The organism is Cupriavidus sp. PET2-C1 (assembly GCF_054515855.1).
The window spans coordinates 1,786,035-1,800,076 of the sequence record NZ_CM137259.1 but is presented as its reverse complement, the minus strand read 5'-3'; the positions used below and the strand labels follow the sequence as shown (position 1 = coordinate 1,800,076).

Here is a 14,042-nt window from a genome sequence, read left to right as displayed (position 1 = left end):
GGCGGATCCAGGTAACCACCGACACAAGATGAAGAGATGGATGTCCATTTGAGCATTCACGGCCGGCAGGGCCTTGCCGGCCAACTCTATCGGCAGTTGCGGGCGGGCATCGTCGACGGCCGGCTGGCGCCGGGCGAAAGGCTGCCGTCAACCCGTGACCTTGCCACGCAGCTTGGGGTATCGCGCAAGACCACGCTCGACGTGTTCGAGCGGCTGATTGCCGAGGGCTACCTGCGCTCCCGCGCCGGCGACGGCACCTTCGTCGCGCACGAGATGACGGGCCTGGCGCCATCGCCGTCACCGCTCTCCCCCAGCGCCGGCTCCGGCTCGATCTGGGAAGCGCTGCCCGACCCCCTTCCCCATACGCCACCCGGCGCCGCGCCAGCGTTCGACTTCGTGGGCGGCGTCACCGACAAGGGCATGTTTCCCTTCGACAAATGGCGTAGCTGTGTCAGCCACGCGCTACGCGTGCAGGCCCGCGGGCGCGGCAGCTACCGGGATCCCGCCGGCGAGCAGGAACTGCGGCTTGCGGTGTCGCGCTACCTGGCGTTCAGCCGCGCCGTGGTCGGCAACTGGCAGGATGTCGTCGTCACGCAGGGCGCGCAGCAGGCGATCGACCTGATGGCGCGGGTAGTCATCCGCCCCGGCGACGTGGTGGCGGTGGAGGATCCCGGCTATCCGCCCGCGCGCATTGCGTTTTCCGCGCTGGGCGCGCAGGTGGCTTATGTCCCCGTGGATGCGCAGGGGCTGGTAGTGGAAGCCCTGCCGGACAACGCGCGCATTGTCTACGTCACGCCGTCCCACCAGTTTCCGCTGGGCATGGCGATGAGCCTGGAGCGGCGCGTGGCGCTGCTCGAGTGGGCGCAACGCCGCGGCGCGCTGGTGCTGGAGGACGACTACGACGGCGAGTACCGTTTCATGGGCCACCCGATGGAGTCGCTCAAGAGCCTGGACAAGACAGGGGTGGTGGCATACGTCGGCACCTTCTCCAAGACGATCTTCCCCGAGTTGCGCATCGGCTACGTGATCCCCCCGGCGCAGCTGGGCACAGCCGTGCGCCGCGCCAAGCAGGTCAGCGACTGGCACAGCTGCACCATGACGCAGACGGCGCTGGCCAAGTTCATGCTCGACGGCCACTTCGCCAAGCACCTGCGGCGCATGCGCAAGGAGTACGCCGCACGCCGCGCCGCGTTGCTTGAACACCTGCAGGGCCCGCTGAGCCCGTGGTTCACGCCCCACGCGCCGGCCGCGGGCATCCACATGGTGGCCCACCTGAAGATGCCACACGACGAGACCGCGCTGATCGCGCGCGCCGCCGCCGTATCGGTCGGCCTGTATGGCATTGCGGGCATGTACGGCGGGCAGGCGCCGGCACCTGGCATCCTGTTTGGCTACGGTGGCATCAGCGTGGCGGACATCCACGCCGGCATGGATAAGCTGGCCGGGGCGCTGGCGGCGGACGGTCCGCCACTGGTTACCTCAAATTAGGGAAAACTGGCTATTTTGCATAGCCAGTCGCCGTCCTATTCTGGTTCCCGTCGCGCCTCCACACTGAGGGCGCAAAACGCAAGGCAGGAGCAAACCATGGAACAACGTCTCGACTTCTACAAAGCCAGTCCCGCCGCCATCAAGGCCATGCTCGGCCTGGAAGAACGCATCGGCAAGAGCGGCCTGGAAAAACCGCTGGTGGAGCTGGTGCGCCTGCGCGCTTCGCAGATCAATGGCTGCGCCTATTGCATCGACCTGCACACCACCGATGCGCGCAAGGGCGGCGAGAATGACCGCCGCCTGGCCACCCTGTCGGCCTGGCGTGAAACGCCCTTCTTCACTGACCGCGAGCGCGCCGCCCTGGCCTGGACGGAAGCCGTCACGCTGGTCGCCCAGGATCATGTGCCCGACGCTGTCTGGGAAGCGGTTCGCCCCCACTTCGGAGACGCCGAGCTGGTCGACCTGACCCTGCTGATTGCCACGATCAACAGCTGGAACCGCTTCGCCATCGCGTTTCGCAAGACGCCGGCATGAACCCGGGCCGGCCTCGCCAGCCGGGAGACCGGCGCAACGCGGGCTTACTGCTCGCCAGCGCCCTCGGCTGCCGCCTGGGAGGCCTTGGCCTTGCGCGTCACGTTCTTGACCGGGATGCCGGTCAGGGTGGCCGCGCCGCCGTCGCCAAATGCCCGGGTGAGCGCCGCAGGCTTCTCCACCAGATCCTGCAGGCTATACGCGTCCAGCACCTCGAAATAAGCCCGCAACGCCGCGGACAGCACGCCGCGCAGGCCGCATACGCGGGTGATGATGCAGTGGTTGTCGTCGCCCTGGAAGCACTCCACCAGGTTGAAATCCGACTCCATGGTCCGGATCACCTCGCCCACATTGATCTCCGACGCCGGCCGGCCCAGCTCGATGCCACCGGCGCGCCCGCGCACCGTATGCAGGAAGCCGGCCTGGCCGAGCTTTTGCACAATCTTGATCAGGTGGTTCTTGGGAATGCCGAATGCATCCGCGATGTGCTGGATGGTGACCAGCTCGCCCGGATGGACCGCGACATAGATCAGGGTCCGCAGACTGTAATCGGTGTAGTCGGTCAGTCTCATGGAAAAGTCCGGTTTGCGGCGATGATGTACGGGGTAGCCAGGATGGCGCTCCGGCGGGCATTGCGCCTCAGTGCGGCGGCCGTCGCAGTCTAACATGGACCAAAGATGCATCTTTGCGCGCTGCCGCAGATTTTATGTTGCATTGCAAATGCATGTTTAATAAAATCAGTTCCAAGGCGTCGCCACCTGACCGCGTCCAGATTGAACCGAGACTGCACCCAGACCGTACGCCGCCACCGCACCACGTTGCGGAGTCATTTTTCTTTTTTGTTGCATTTTCTGCACATCTTTGGAGGTTGCCGTGCTGTCCGAACAATCGAGACCCCTGATCGACGCTAGCGTGCCCGTGCTGCGCGAACATGGCCTGGCCATTACCCAGACGTTCTATCGCAACATGTTTGCCGATCGGCCCGAGCTGACCAACCTGTTCAACATGGGCAACCAGGCCAACGGTTCGCAGCAGCAGTCGCTCGCCTCCGCCGTGTTTGCCTACGCCGCCAACTATGGCGACAACAGCGCCCTGGCACCGGTGGTCAGCCGCATCGTCCACAAGCACGTCTCGGTCGGCATCAAGCCCAGCCACTACGCCATCGTCGCGCGCCATCTGCTCGGCGCCATTGGCGAAGTGCTTGGCGATGCCGCCACCCCGGCGCTGGTCGCCGCCTGGGACGAAGCCTACTGGCTGCTCGCCGCCGAACTGATCGCCGCGGAAGCCCGTCTCTACGAGCGCGCGCAAACCGGCCCCGATCACCGCCAGCCCGTGCGCATCGTCGCGCGCGAAGAGCAAAGCGCCGACATCACCGCCTTCACGCTCGAAGCCGTGGGCGGCACCACGCTGGCAGACTTCCTGCCCGGCCAGTACATCTCCGTGGTGGTGGAACTCACCCCCGGCGCCTTCCAGCAACGCCAGTACAGTTTGTCCGACGCACCCAACGGCAAGACCTGGCGCATCTCGGTCAAGCGCGACCGCGGCAATGGCGAGGACCTGCCCGCCGGCGCGGTCTCGAACTGGCTGCACGAGAACGCCCGCGAAGGCGACGTGCTGCTGGTCAGCCAGCCCTTCGGCGACTTCGTCCCGCGCATCGAGCCCAGCACGCCCATCGTGCTGCTCTCGGCCGGCGTCGGTGTCACGCCCATGATCTGCGCGCTGAACACCGTCGCGCAGCGCAACCCTTCACGCAAGGTCGTGTTCGGCCACGCCGCGCGCATGGCCTCGCACGTGGCGCACCTGAAGGACGTCAAGCATGCCGCCCGCAAGCTGCCCAAGCTGCGCACGCACTTTTTCCTGGAATCCGAGGAGCCGGCGGAATTCCTGGCGCAACCCGCCCTGCCCGGCCGCATGGATATCGACGTGATTCTGGCCGACGAAGATCTTGCGGATGCGGACTTCTACCTGTGCGGGCCGCTGCCGTTCATGCAGGCACAGCGCGCGGCGCTGCAGGCGCGTGGGGTGAAGGCGGAACGGGTGCACCGGGAGGTGTTCGGGCCGGATTTGCTGGATACGCTGCTGTAACGTTGCTGTAACGCTGTTGTAAAGCTAAAAACCAGACGGCAATGAAGCGCGCGGGGACCCCGCGCGCACGGCTGGCAGGCGCCAGCCACCACAAGCTCAGGAAGCCGGCCCTTGCGGCCGCGGGAACCGCAGCGCAAACCGCACCAGCCCTGGCGCGGGGCAACTGGCCTTCACGCCACCGCCGTGCAGCACCATGATGGCCTTCACGATAGCCAGGCCGAGGCCGTTGGACTCGGTGACCCGGCTGCGCGCGGCATCGCCGCGATAGAAGCGGTCGAACAGGCGGTCGAGCTGGCCTTGCGGGATGGCCTCGCCCTGGTTCTCTACCGAAACGACAATGCCGTCAGCCTCTTCGGTACTGCTCAGGCGCACCACGCTGCCCGGCGTGCCGTAGCGCACGGCATTGACCACCAGGTTGTTGATGGCGCGGCGGCACAGCAGCGGATTGGCCCAGACCGTGCCGAGCGCCTCCACTTCGAATGTCATCGCCTTCTCGTCCGCCGGCCCTTCGAAATACTCGGCGATCTTGTTGAGCTCGTCAGGCAGCGACACCGGGGCACGCTCGATAACCAGCCCGGCATGGTCGGCCTGCGCCAGGAACAGGATGTTCTCGGCGATATGGCCAAGCCGGTTCAGCTCCTCCAGGTTGGACTCGAGGACGTCCTGGTATTCCTCCGGCCGGCGCGACTGGCTCAGCGTGACCTGGGTCTGGCCGATCAGCGCGCCCACGGGCGTGCGGATCTCGTGAGCCAGGTCGGCGGAGAACTGGGACAGCCGCTCGTAGCCGTCGGCCAGCCGGTCCAGCATGGCGTTGAACGCGCCGACGAGGCCACGCAGCTCGGCGGGGGCATCCCGTTCATCCAGGCGCACCGCCAGGCTGGCCGGGCTGATCTCGGCGGCACGCGCGGCGATGCTGCCAACCGGCTTGAGCCCACGCCGGATAGCGAAGAAAGCGAGCGCGGTCGCCGCCAGCATGCCGACCAGCGCGGCCAGCACCACGCGGTCGCGGTAGGCGGCGAGCATCCGCAATTCGTTGCTCATCGGATGCGCGGCGATCACCTCGACCACGCCGCCGTCCTCGCTGGAGCGCGCCATCGCGGCCGCCCAGTGCACCGGCACGCCGTTGTCCAGCCGGGTGCGCAGGATGCTGGCCGCGCTCAGGCCGGCGCCCTCGCCCGGCGGGGACGCCTCGAGCTTTGCCGGCACCGGCAGGTTGTCCGGGTTGACGTGGATAAACGGCGGCTCGCCCGGCTTGCGGAAAATCAGCACGTCGCGCTCGGCGCCGAGCATGGATTCGAACAGCAAAGGCCGGTCCTTGAGCTCGCCGACGGTGTACACATCGCTGGCCAGCCGGCGGAAATGCGCCACGCGCCCGATCAGCTGCAGATCGGCGCGGGCCTCCATCGAGGTCTTGACGGACTGGTAGAAATACGCGCCCAGCGCGCCGATCACCACGCAGGCAATCGCGGCGAACGACAACGTGGTGCGCGCGGTCAGCGAGCGCGAGGACCAGGCTTTCACGCGCCCTCGCCAAAGGTATAGCCGATGCTGCGCACGGTATGGATGAGCTTCTTGTCGAAGGGCTGGTCGACCTTGGCGCGCAGCCGCTTGATGGCCACGTCAACGACGTTGGTGTCGCTGTCGAAGTTCATGTCCCACACCTCGGCGGCGATCAGCGTGCGCGACAGCGCCTCGCCCTGGCGCTTGACCAGCAGGTGCAGCAGCAGGAATTCCTTGTTGGTCAGCACGATCTCCACGCCCTGGCGCGTCACCTTGCGGCGCAGGACATCGAGCTTGAGGTCGGCGAATTCGAACAGTTCCGCCTCGCGCACCACGCCGCGGCGCAGCAGCGTGCGGATGCGCAGCACCAGCTCGATGAACGAGAACGGCTTGACCAGGTAATCGTCGGCGCCGAGCTCAAGCCCGTGGATGCGGTCGTTGACGTGGTCGCGCGCGGTCAGGAAGATCACCGGCAGGTCGCGCCGCGCGCGCAGCGTGCGCATGATTTCCCAACCGTCGATGCCCGGCAGCATCACGTCGAGCACGACGAGGTCGTAGGGATGCTCCAGCGCCATGTGCAGGCCGTCCGTGCCGGTGCGCGCGAGATCCACGGCGTAGCCGCTTTCGCGCAAACCCTTCTTGAGGTAATCGCCGGTCTTGGGGTCGTCTTCGATGACGAGGATGCTCATGATGCGCAAAGCCATTCAAGGGTATGCCGCCATTCTAGCGGTGGCCGGATCCCTGATTTATGACATTTTGGTCATCAAAAAGTCATCCGAGCGACCCGACCATCCTCCTAACCTACGAAGCACTTTCCACGCACCAGGAGTTCCAGGATGAAGATCGTTTCGAGCATGTTGACGCGTACCTTGGTGGCCCCGGCGCTGCTCGCCGGCACCATGTTTGCCGCATCGCCCGCGGTGCTGGCACAGCCCGCTCCCGCCGCCACGCCGACCGGCGTGCGCGGCACCGTGACCGCCTTCGCCGGCGACACGCTGAAGGTGCGCACGCGGTCGGGACAGGACCTGGAAGTGGGCCTGACCAAGGACACGGCGGTGCGCGCGGTGACGCTGGCCAAGGTCGATGAGATCAAGCCCGGCAGCTATATCGGCTCGGCCGCCGTGCCGCAGGCGGATGGCTCGCTCAAGGCGCTCGAGGTGCACGTGTTCCCGCCCAGCATGCGGGGCAGCGGCGAAGGCCACCGTGCGTGGGACCTCGGCAAGAACAGCAGCATGACCAACGGCACCGTAGGCAACGTGGTGGTCAGCAACGGCCGCACCATCACCGTGAAGTACCCCGACGGCGAAAAGCGCATCGTGATCCCCAACGACGTGCCCATCGTCAACCTGGAACCCGGCGACCGCTCCTTGCTGGTCCCCGGCGCGCATATCGTGCTGTTTGCCAGCAAAGGCGCCGACGGCGGACTGACCGCGCGCTTTATCTCGGCCGGCAAGCAAGGCGTCGTGCCGCCGATGTAAGAGCCGCCCGGGCCGGCGCTGTCCGGCCTGGCTCCTTGCCGTACCACCAACGCTCCCCGTCATGCGCAAGTTTCCTTCGGCCGCACCCGCGCGGCGCGCCATCGTCCATCCGCTGGTCGTGCGCGCCACGCACTGGATCAACGCCTTCGCCATGGCCTGCATGGTGATGAGCGGCTGGGCAATCTACAACGCCTCGCCGCTCTTTGCCTTCAAATTTCCGGCCTGGGCGACGGTAGGCGGCTGGCTGGGCGGCTCGATCGCATGGCATTTCGCGGCCATGTGGCTGCTGGCCGCCAATGGCCTGGTCTACCTGGCTTATGGCCTCGCCACGCGGCATTTCCGGCGCCACTTCCTGCCGCTGAGCGCGCGCGGCGTCGTGCGTGACGCGTCGCTTGCCATCCGGCTGCGCCTGCCGCACCGGCCCGGCGCCTACAACGCGGTGCAGCGGCTGATGTATGTGGCGGTGCTGCTGCTGGGCGTGCTGGTGGTGGCATCCGGGCTGGCCATCTGGAAGCCCGTGCAGCTGGACTGGCTGGCGACGCTGTTTGGCGGGTTCGACACGGCGCGCCATGTGCATTTCTTTGCCATGGCGGGGATCGCGGGCTTTGTGGTGATTCACCTGGCGCTGGTCATCCTGGTGCCGGCCACCTTGTTGCCAATGTTGACCGGACGCGCCGGGCGCGCTGGCCATGGAGATGTCAAAGCATGAGCGCCCCCAACGATGGCAAGCGGATCGTCATGCCGGCTTCGGAGCCGCCATGCGCGGCTGATTTCAAGCCCCAGCTCGTGCAGCTCCAGCGGCGCCTGCTGCTGCGCTCCTCGCTGTCGCTAGGCGCCCTGTCCATGCTGGCGGGCTGCACCTTGCAGGATGGCGACGCCGTGGACAAGGTGCTGTGGTCAATGTCGCGCTGGAACGATCGCGTGCAGGCCTGGCTGTTCAACCGCAACCGGCTCGCGCCCACCTACGCGCGCAGCCAGGTCACGCAGCCCTTCCCGTTCAACGCCTTCTATCCCGAGTACGACGTGCCGGAGGTCGACGGTGCCGGCTACCGCCTCGAAGTCTCCGGGCTGGTCGCCGACAAGCGCACATGGAGCCTGGCGCAACTGCGCGCGCTGCCGCAGGCGGGGCAGATCACGCGGCATATCTGCATCGAAGGCTGGAGCGCGATCGGCGAATGGCGCGGCGTTGCGCTGCGCACCTTCCTGGAACGCATCGGCGCGGACACCACCGCCCGCTATATCGGCTTCAAATGCGCGGACCGCTACTACTCCAGCCTCGACATGGAAACCGCGCTGCACCCGCAGACCATGCTGGCGCTGGATTTTGGCAGCGAGCCGCTGCCCGCCCGGTATGGCTACCCGCTCAAGCTGCGGGTGCCGACCAAGCTCGGCTTCAAGAACCCCAAGCATATCGCCGCACTCTTCGTGACCAACGAGAATCCGGGCGGTTATTGGGAAGACCAGGGGTATAACGGGTTCAGCGGGCTGTAGGACAAGAAAGCACCGCCGCCGGCAAGTGACGAACTCCGGGTGATGCACTGTATGCCGGGCACCAAACACGGTGCGTGGTGTGCGCACTGCCGCACTCACTAAGCGCGTAGAGCATTCCCACCGCCGCCGCACATGGGTAATATCAAGGATCAAGGCCACGCGCGCCGCCGCCACCCTGGCCGGCACGCAGCCTGCATAGCGCAAGCCCGCCTGATCTCCCGCCGCGGGCACCGGCGCGCGAACGAGGGAGACCATGGCTTCAGTGGCTTCGGTGGTTTCGGTGGTTTCAGTGGCAACAGGCGGCAGTCCCTACCGGCAACTCTGGCACCTCACATCCGAAGGATGGGGCTACTGCGCGCTCGGCACCTTCAGCCACGATGGCCTGCCCCCGGAATGGCGCGCCGTGCTGCCCATGCTGCCGCTGCGCGACCGCTACTCCCCCGTGAAAGCCGCCCGCATGGTCCTGGTCACCATGCAGATCCGCGGCGCGGCGCCGGCATCGGCCAGGCAATCGGATCCGCAGCGGCCGTTGTATTACGTTTATCAGGCCTGGAGTACACGGCGGGGGGGTTGAGGCAAATCGTCTTAGCGATCCTCTCGGGTGTGCCACACCCGCAGCACGTAGATTGTCGAATCCCGAATCTCATAGCGCATCTCATAGTGCCCCACAAGAATCCGCCGCACCTCGCGGGGTTCGAATTCATCAAGCTGCTCACCGATGCGTGGGTGAGCCAGAAAACTGGCAGGTGCTGCCACGAGAGCCTGGACTGTTCGCGCAGCTGCCAGCTTATTCACGGGGGCCAAAAACTCGTACAGGCGTGTCAGGTCGGAGAGCGCCTTGCTGGTCCACTTCAGGTCCATCAGCATCAGCGCGAGGCTGGCGGGGGCGTGTCCGTGCCGAGACCGTCGGCCCAAGCCTGAACAGCCTGATGATCGATCACGCGACCTGCGTCCACGTCAGCCAAAGCTTCACGTGTCAGCCGGCTGCGCTCTTCCTCCTGATCGATCCAGGCAGATAGGGCCTGCTTCATGATCCAGCCGCGCGAGCGCTCCAGGCGGGTCGCCAACTGATCGACCTTCTCGGCCAGTGGCAACGGCACATGCACGGTCAGCACCTTGGTTTCGGTCTGTGCCATATTTAGTCCTCTTCGATGCGGGTTGAATCACAGTGAATCATAGCGATTAAAGATGGTCTGTCCAAACCGAAGGTTTGTTTGGGCATTTTTCAGCACTTATTTGCGTTACTCCGCCGAGCGCGCATTGAAATGCGGCCTGCCTGAGGCAGCCAACCCGCGCGGTGAATCCCGCATCGACAAAAGGAAAAGCCCGCGCGAAGCGGGCTTTTCCTTTCTACAGCGCGAAAAACAGCAGGCCGTTCAACCCACCCACTTGCGCGCGTTGCGGAACATGCGCATCCACGGGCTGCCGCCGTCTTCCACCTGCTTCCAGGCGTCCGGCGCCCAGCTCATGGTGGCGGTGCGGAACACGCGCTCCGGGTGCGGCATCAGCACGGTGAAGCGGCCATCGGTGGTAGTCACTGAGGTAATGCCGTCCGGCGAGCCGTTCGGGTTCAGCGGGTAGGTTTGCGTCGGCGCGCCGTGGTTGTCCACGAAACGCAGCGCCACCTGGGCCTGGCTCTTGTCGCCTTGCTGCGAGAAGTCGGCGAAGCCTTCGCCGTGCGCCACCACGATGGGGATGCGGCTGCCTTCCATGCCGGCGAAGAAGATCGACGGCGAGGATTGCACTTCCACGGTGACGTAGCGCGCTTCGTACTGTTCCGACTGGTTGCGGGTGAACTTGGGCCATGCGCCCGCGCCGGGGATGATCGGGGCGAGGTTGCTCATCATCTGGCAGCCGTTGCACACGCCCAGCGCGAAGGTGTCCTGGCGGTTGAAGAACGCCGCGAACTGCTCGGCCATCTGCGCGTTGAACAGGATGGTCTTGGCCCAGCCTTCGCCGGCACCCAGCACGTCGCCGTAGCTGAAGCCGCCGCAAGCGACAAAGCCGGAGAAGTCGGCCAGGTTGGCGCGCCCGGCGATCAGGTCGCTCATGTGGACGTCGTGCGTGTCGAAGCCGGCGCGGTCCATGCTGTACGCCATTTCGATCTGCGAGTTGACGCCCTGCTCGCGCAGGATCGCCACGCGCGGACGCGCGCCGGTGGCCACGAACGGTGCGGCGATGTCTTGCGCCGGATCGAAGGTCAGCACCGGCGAGATGCCCGGGTCCGCCGCGTCGAGCACGCGATCGTATTCGCTGTCGGCGCAAGCCGGGTTGTCGCGCAGGCGCGCGATGCGCCAGCTGACTTCGCTCCAGGTGCGCTGCAGCTCGCTGCGCGCGGCGCCGAATACCTTCTTGGCATCGCGGTAGATCTCGATCTGGTCGGTGGCATTGGGCTTGCCCACCACGTGGCTGCAGGCCGACAGGCCAACTTCGCGCAGCACGGCGAACACGGCGTCGCGCTCTTCCTGGCGTACCTGGATCACCGCGCCGAGCTCTTCCGAGAACAGCGCGCGCAGGGTCTGCTCGTCGCGGCGGCCGGAGATTTGCTGCGCCCAGTTCTTGGCGTCGCCGAAGTCCTGTTCCTGCACGGGGTCCAGCGCCAGCATGTCGACGTTGAGCGACAGGCCGCAATGGCCGGCAAAGGCCATCTCGGCCAGCGCTGCCATGAAGCCACCGTCGGAACGGTCGTGGTAAGCCAGCAGCTTGCCGTCGCGGTTCAGGCGCTGGATCACGTTGAAGAAATTCTTCAGGTCTTCGGCGCTGTCCACGTCCGGCGTGGTGTCGCCGACCTGCTGCGTCACCTGCGCCAGGATGCTGCCGCCGAGACGGTTCTTGCCACGGCCGAGGTCGATGGCGATCAGCACGCTGTCGCCCGCATCGGTGCGCAGTTGCGGGGTCAGGGTGCGGTCGGTGTCATCCACGGCGGCAAACGCCGAGATGATCAGCGAGACCGGCGCGACCACTTCCTTGTCGACGCCGTCGTCCTGCCACTTGGTGCGCATGGACAGCGAATCCTTGCCCACCGGGATGCTGATGCCCAGCGCCGGGCACAGTTCCATGCCGACCGCGTGCACGGTGTCGTACAGCTTGGCGTCTTCGCCGTCCACGCCGCAGGCGGCCATCCAGTTGGCGGACAGCTTGACCTTGCCCAGGTCCTTGACCGGCGCGGCGGCCAGGTTGGTCAGCGCCTCGCCGATGGCCATGCGGCCCGAGGCGGGGGCGTTGATCACGGCCAGCGGCGTGCGCTCGCCCATGGTCATGGCTTCGCCCGCGCGGCCCTTGTAGTCGAGCGTGGTCACGGCCACGTCGGCCACCGGCACCTGCCAGGGGCCGACCATCTGGTCGCGCGCGTTCATGCCGCCAACCGTGCGGTCGCCGATGGTGATCAGGAACGACTTGCTGGCCACGGTCGGGTGGCGCAGCACGTCGCGCACGGCCTTGTCCAGCGCGATGCCGGTCACGTCCACCGGGGGCAGGCTTTGCTCGACATGCTTGACGTCGCGGTGCATGCGCGGCGGCTTGCCCAGCAGCACGTCCATCGGCATGTTCACGGCATAGTGTTCCTTGAGCGCCGCGTCGACATGCGCGTCGACCAGTTGCAGCTGCTGCTCTTCGGTGGCGACGCCCACCACGGCAAACGGCGAACGCTCGCGCTGGCACATGGTCTGGAACAGCGGGAAGGACTCCGGCGCCACCGCCATCACATAGCGTTCCTGCGACTCGTTGCACCAGATCTCGGCCGGGCTCATGCCCGACTCTTCCAGGTGCACCTGGCGCAGGTCGAAGCGCGCGCCGCGGCCCGCGCCGTCCACCAGTTCGGGGAAGGCATTGGAGATGCCGCCCGCGCCCACGTCGTGGATCGACAGGATGGGATTGTCGTCGCCGAGCTGCCAGCAGGCGTTGATGACCTCCTGCGCGCGCCGCTCCATTTCCGGGTTGCCGCGCTGGACCGAATCGAAGTCCAGGTCGGCTGTATTGGTGCCGGTCGCCATCGAGCTGGCGGCGCTGCCGCCCATGCCGATGCGCATGCCCGGGCCGCCCAGCTGGATCAGCAGCGAGCCGGCCGGCAGCGCCTTCTTGTGCGTGTGGCCGGCGTCGATGTTGCCGATGCCGCCGGCGATCATGATCGGCTTGTGGTAGCCGCGCACGGTGCCGCCGACATTTTGCTCGTAGACGCGGAAGTATCCGCCCAGGATGGCACGGCCGAATTCATTGTTGAACGCGGCGCCGCCAAGCGGGCCTTCGGTCATGATTTGCAGCGGCGAGGCGATACGGTCCGGCTTGCCGGTCACGCTCACCTTGTCGTCCGGATTGCGGTGCGCCACCGGCTGGGCGGCGTCGCGCGCGTTTTCCCAGCCTTCCACGGCGTCGGGCAGCATCAGGTTGGAGACCGTGAAGCCGGTCAGGCCAGCCTTGGGCTTGCCGCCACGGCCGGTGGCGCCTTCGTCGCGGATTTCACCGCCGGCGCCGGTGGAGGCCCCGGGGAACGGCGAGATGGCGGTCGGGTGGTTGTGCGTCTCCACCTTCATCAGCGTGTGGGTCAGCGCCTCATGGCGGCCGTACTTCTGCCCGGTGCCGCGCGGGAACCAGCGCTCGGCCACGTCGCCTTCCATCACCGCGGAGTTGTCCGAGTACGCCACGATCGACCCTTGCGGGTTGAGCTGGTGGGTATTGCGGATCATGGCGAACAGGGATTTGTCCTGCTGCACGCCGTCGATGGTCCAGGTGGCGTTGAAGATCTTGTGGCGGCAGTGCTCGCTGTTGGCCTGCGCGAACATCATCAGCTCGACGTCGGTCGGGTTGCGTTCCAGCTTGGCGTAGGCGTCGACCAGGTAGTCGATCTCGTCTTCCGACAGGGCCAGGCCCATTTCGGTATTGGCTTGCGCCAGCGCGGCGCGGCCACCGGAGATGTCGATGAACCGCAGCGGCTTGGCCGGCAGTTCCTGGAACAGGCCGGCGGCGTCTTCACGCGAAGCCACCACGCTTTCGGTCATGCGGTCGAACAGGTGGGCGGCCACCGCGGCGCGCGTGCCGGCATCCAGCGTCTTGCGCCCGCGCAGCAGGCCCTTCTTGCAGATCACGGTGATCTCGATGCCGCGCTCGATGCGGTGCACATGCTCGAAGCCGCAGTTATGCGCGATGTCGGTCGCCTTGCTGGCCCACGGCGAGATGGTGCCGAAGCGCGGAATCACCACAAAGCGATCACCGTCGGTTTGTGCCTCGAACGGCGCGCCATAGGTCAACAGCGCGGCGATGCGGGCGCTGTCGTCTTGCGACAGCGGCACGTCGGTGTCGACAAAATGCAGGAACTGGCCGTGCACCGACTCGATGTCGGCGTCGATCTGCTTGAGGGCGGTGAGCAGGCGTTGCTGGCGAAAGGCGGAAAGCGCCAATGCACCGGGGAAGCACGAGAAATGCGCCATGGTCTGAGCGGTCGGGAGGGCAGGAGGTAGGGGCTGCTACCGGCCG

13 protein-coding genes are annotated in these 14,042 nt (G+C 66.5%); 7 read left to right on the top strand and 6 right to left on the bottom strand.

The features are described 5' to 3' along the window. The first annotated feature begins 36 nt into the window (after positions 1–36). Both pdxR and ACX12D_RS08235 read left to right on the top strand, forming a co-directional pair. Entirely contained in the window at positions 37–1,488 is a 1,452-nt protein-coding gene (gene pdxR, locus ACX12D_RS08240) for a MocR-like pyridoxine biosynthesis transcription factor PdxR (RefSeq protein WP_459373601.1), read from the top strand. 96 nt (positions 1,489–1,584) lie between these two features. Further along, a complete protein-coding gene (locus ACX12D_RS08235) occupies positions 1,585–2,022 on the top strand; it encodes a carboxymuconolactone decarboxylase family protein (RefSeq protein ID WP_459373600.1) in 438 nt (145 codons plus the stop codon). Between the two features lie 44 nt (positions 2,023–2,066). Here the strand turns inward: ACX12D_RS08235 and ACX12D_RS08230 are convergent, their stop codons facing one another. Next, the gene (locus ACX12D_RS08230) at positions 2,067–2,591 is read right to left on the bottom strand and encodes an RrF2 family transcriptional regulator (protein WP_459373599.1); all 525 of its coding nucleotides are present in this window, start codon (positions 2,589–2,591) and stop codon (positions 2,067–2,069) included. Between the two features lie 301 nt (positions 2,592–2,892). On the opposite strand from ACX12D_RS08230, the gene ACX12D_RS08225 reads away from it, so the two are divergent. Then, positions 2,893–4,104 carry a globin domain-containing protein gene (locus ACX12D_RS08225; RefSeq protein ID WP_459373598.1) on the top strand — a complete coding sequence of 404 codons (1,212 nt, stop codon included), beginning with the start codon at positions 2,893–2,895 and terminating at the stop codon, positions 4,102–4,104. A gap of 96 nt (positions 4,105–4,200) precedes the next feature. Here ACX12D_RS08225 and ACX12D_RS08220 read toward each other — a convergent pair whose 3' ends face one another. After that, complete coding sequence (locus ACX12D_RS08220; protein WP_459373597.1) at positions 4,201–5,625, bottom strand: heavy metal sensor histidine kinase; 1,425 nt, start codon at positions 5,623–5,625, stop codon at positions 4,201–4,203. Beyond that, the gene (locus ACX12D_RS08215) at positions 5,622–6,293 is read right to left on the bottom strand and encodes a heavy metal response regulator transcription factor (protein ID WP_441630866.1); all 672 of its coding nucleotides are present in this window, start codon (positions 6,291–6,293) and stop codon (positions 5,622–5,624) included. Before ACX12D_RS08215 ends, ACX12D_RS08220 begins: the two co-directional genes overlap by 4 nt. Before the next feature lie 147 nt (positions 6,294–6,440). Between ACX12D_RS08215 and ACX12D_RS08210 the strand changes: the two genes are divergently transcribed. The 4 genes from ACX12D_RS08210 to ACX12D_RS08195 all read left to right on the top strand — a co-directional run bounded on the left by ACX12D_RS08210 (position 6,441) and on the right by ACX12D_RS08195 (position 9,147). Further along, complete coding sequence (locus ACX12D_RS08210) at positions 6,441–7,082, top strand: hypothetical protein (RefSeq protein ID WP_459373596.1); 642 nt, start codon at positions 6,441–6,443, stop codon at positions 7,080–7,082. Between the two features lie 61 nt (positions 7,083–7,143). Then, a complete protein-coding gene (locus tag ACX12D_RS08205) occupies positions 7,144–7,791 on the top strand; it encodes a cytochrome b/b6 domain-containing protein (protein WP_459373595.1) in 648 nt (215 codons plus the stop codon). A gap of 29 nt (positions 7,792–7,820) precedes the next feature. Beyond that, complete coding sequence (locus ACX12D_RS08200) at positions 7,821–8,573, top strand: molybdopterin-dependent oxidoreductase (RefSeq protein ID WP_459373966.1); 753 nt, start codon at positions 7,821–7,823, stop codon at positions 8,571–8,573. A 253-nt stretch (positions 8,574–8,826) separates the two neighbouring features. Beyond that, positions 8,827–9,147, top strand: a complete 321-nt coding sequence (locus tag ACX12D_RS08195; protein WP_459373594.1) for a hypothetical protein — start codon at positions 8,827–8,829, stop codon at positions 9,145–9,147. Positions 9,148–9,158: 11 nt separating this feature from the next. Here ACX12D_RS08195 and ACX12D_RS08190 read toward each other — a convergent pair whose 3' ends face one another. The 3 genes from ACX12D_RS08190 to purL all read right to left on the bottom strand — a co-directional run bounded on the left by ACX12D_RS08190 (position 9,159) and on the right by purL (position 13,996). Beyond that, positions 9,159–9,440 (bottom strand): type II toxin-antitoxin system RelE/ParE family toxin, encoded by a 282-nt coding sequence (locus ACX12D_RS08190; RefSeq protein WP_459373593.1) that lies wholly within the window; start codon positions 9,438–9,440, stop codon positions 9,159–9,161. Continuing rightward, the gene (locus ACX12D_RS08185; protein WP_459373592.1) at positions 9,440–9,709 is read right to left on the bottom strand and encodes a CopG family ribbon-helix-helix protein; all 270 of its coding nucleotides are present in this window, start codon (positions 9,707–9,709) and stop codon (positions 9,440–9,442) included. Before ACX12D_RS08185 ends, ACX12D_RS08190 begins: the two co-directional genes overlap by 1 nt. A 240-nt stretch (positions 9,710–9,949) precedes the next feature. Further along, positions 9,950–13,996 (bottom strand): phosphoribosylformylglycinamidine synthase, encoded by a 4,047-nt coding sequence (gene purL, locus ACX12D_RS08180; RefSeq protein WP_459373591.1) that lies wholly within the window; start codon positions 13,994–13,996, stop codon positions 9,950–9,952. Between the last annotated feature and the right edge of the window lie 46 nt (positions 13,997–14,042).

Coding starts and splice junctions, on each gene's coding strand:
- pdxR (WP_459373601.1), top strand. CDS start 37: ATGGATGTCCATTTGAGCATTCACGGCCGGCAGGGCCTTGCCGGCCAA.
- ACX12D_RS08235 (WP_459373600.1), top strand. CDS start 1,585: ATGGAACAACGTCTCGACTTCTACAAAGCCAGTCCCGCCGCCATCAAG.
- ACX12D_RS08230 (WP_459373599.1), bottom strand. CDS start 2,591: ATGAGACTGACCGACTACACCGATTACAGTCTGCGGACCCTGATCTAT.
- ACX12D_RS08215 (WP_441630866.1), bottom strand. CDS start 6,293: ATGAGCATCCTCGTCATCGAAGACGACCCCAAGACCGGCGATTACCTC.
- ACX12D_RS08210 (WP_459373596.1), top strand. CDS start 6,441: ATGAAGATCGTTTCGAGCATGTTGACGCGTACCTTGGTGGCCCCGGCG.
- ACX12D_RS08205 (WP_459373595.1), top strand. CDS start 7,144: ATGCGCAAGTTTCCTTCGGCCGCACCCGCGCGGCGCGCCATCGTCCAT.
- ACX12D_RS08200 (WP_459373966.1), top strand. CDS start 7,821: ATGCCGGCTTCGGAGCCGCCATGCGCGGCTGATTTCAAGCCCCAGCTC.
- ACX12D_RS08195 (WP_459373594.1), top strand. CDS start 8,827: ATGGCTTCAGTGGCTTCGGTGGTTTCGGTGGTTTCAGTGGCAACAGGC.
- ACX12D_RS08190 (WP_459373593.1), bottom strand. CDS start 9,440: ATGCTGATGGACCTGAAGTGGACCAGCAAGGCGCTCTCCGACCTGACA.
- ACX12D_RS08185 (WP_459373592.1), bottom strand. CDS start 9,709: ATGGCACAGACCGAAACCAAGGTGCTGACCGTGCATGTGCCGTTGCCA.
- purL (WP_459373591.1), bottom strand. CDS start 13,996: ATGGCGCATTTCTCGTGCTTCCCCGGTGCATTGGCGCTTTCCGCCTTT.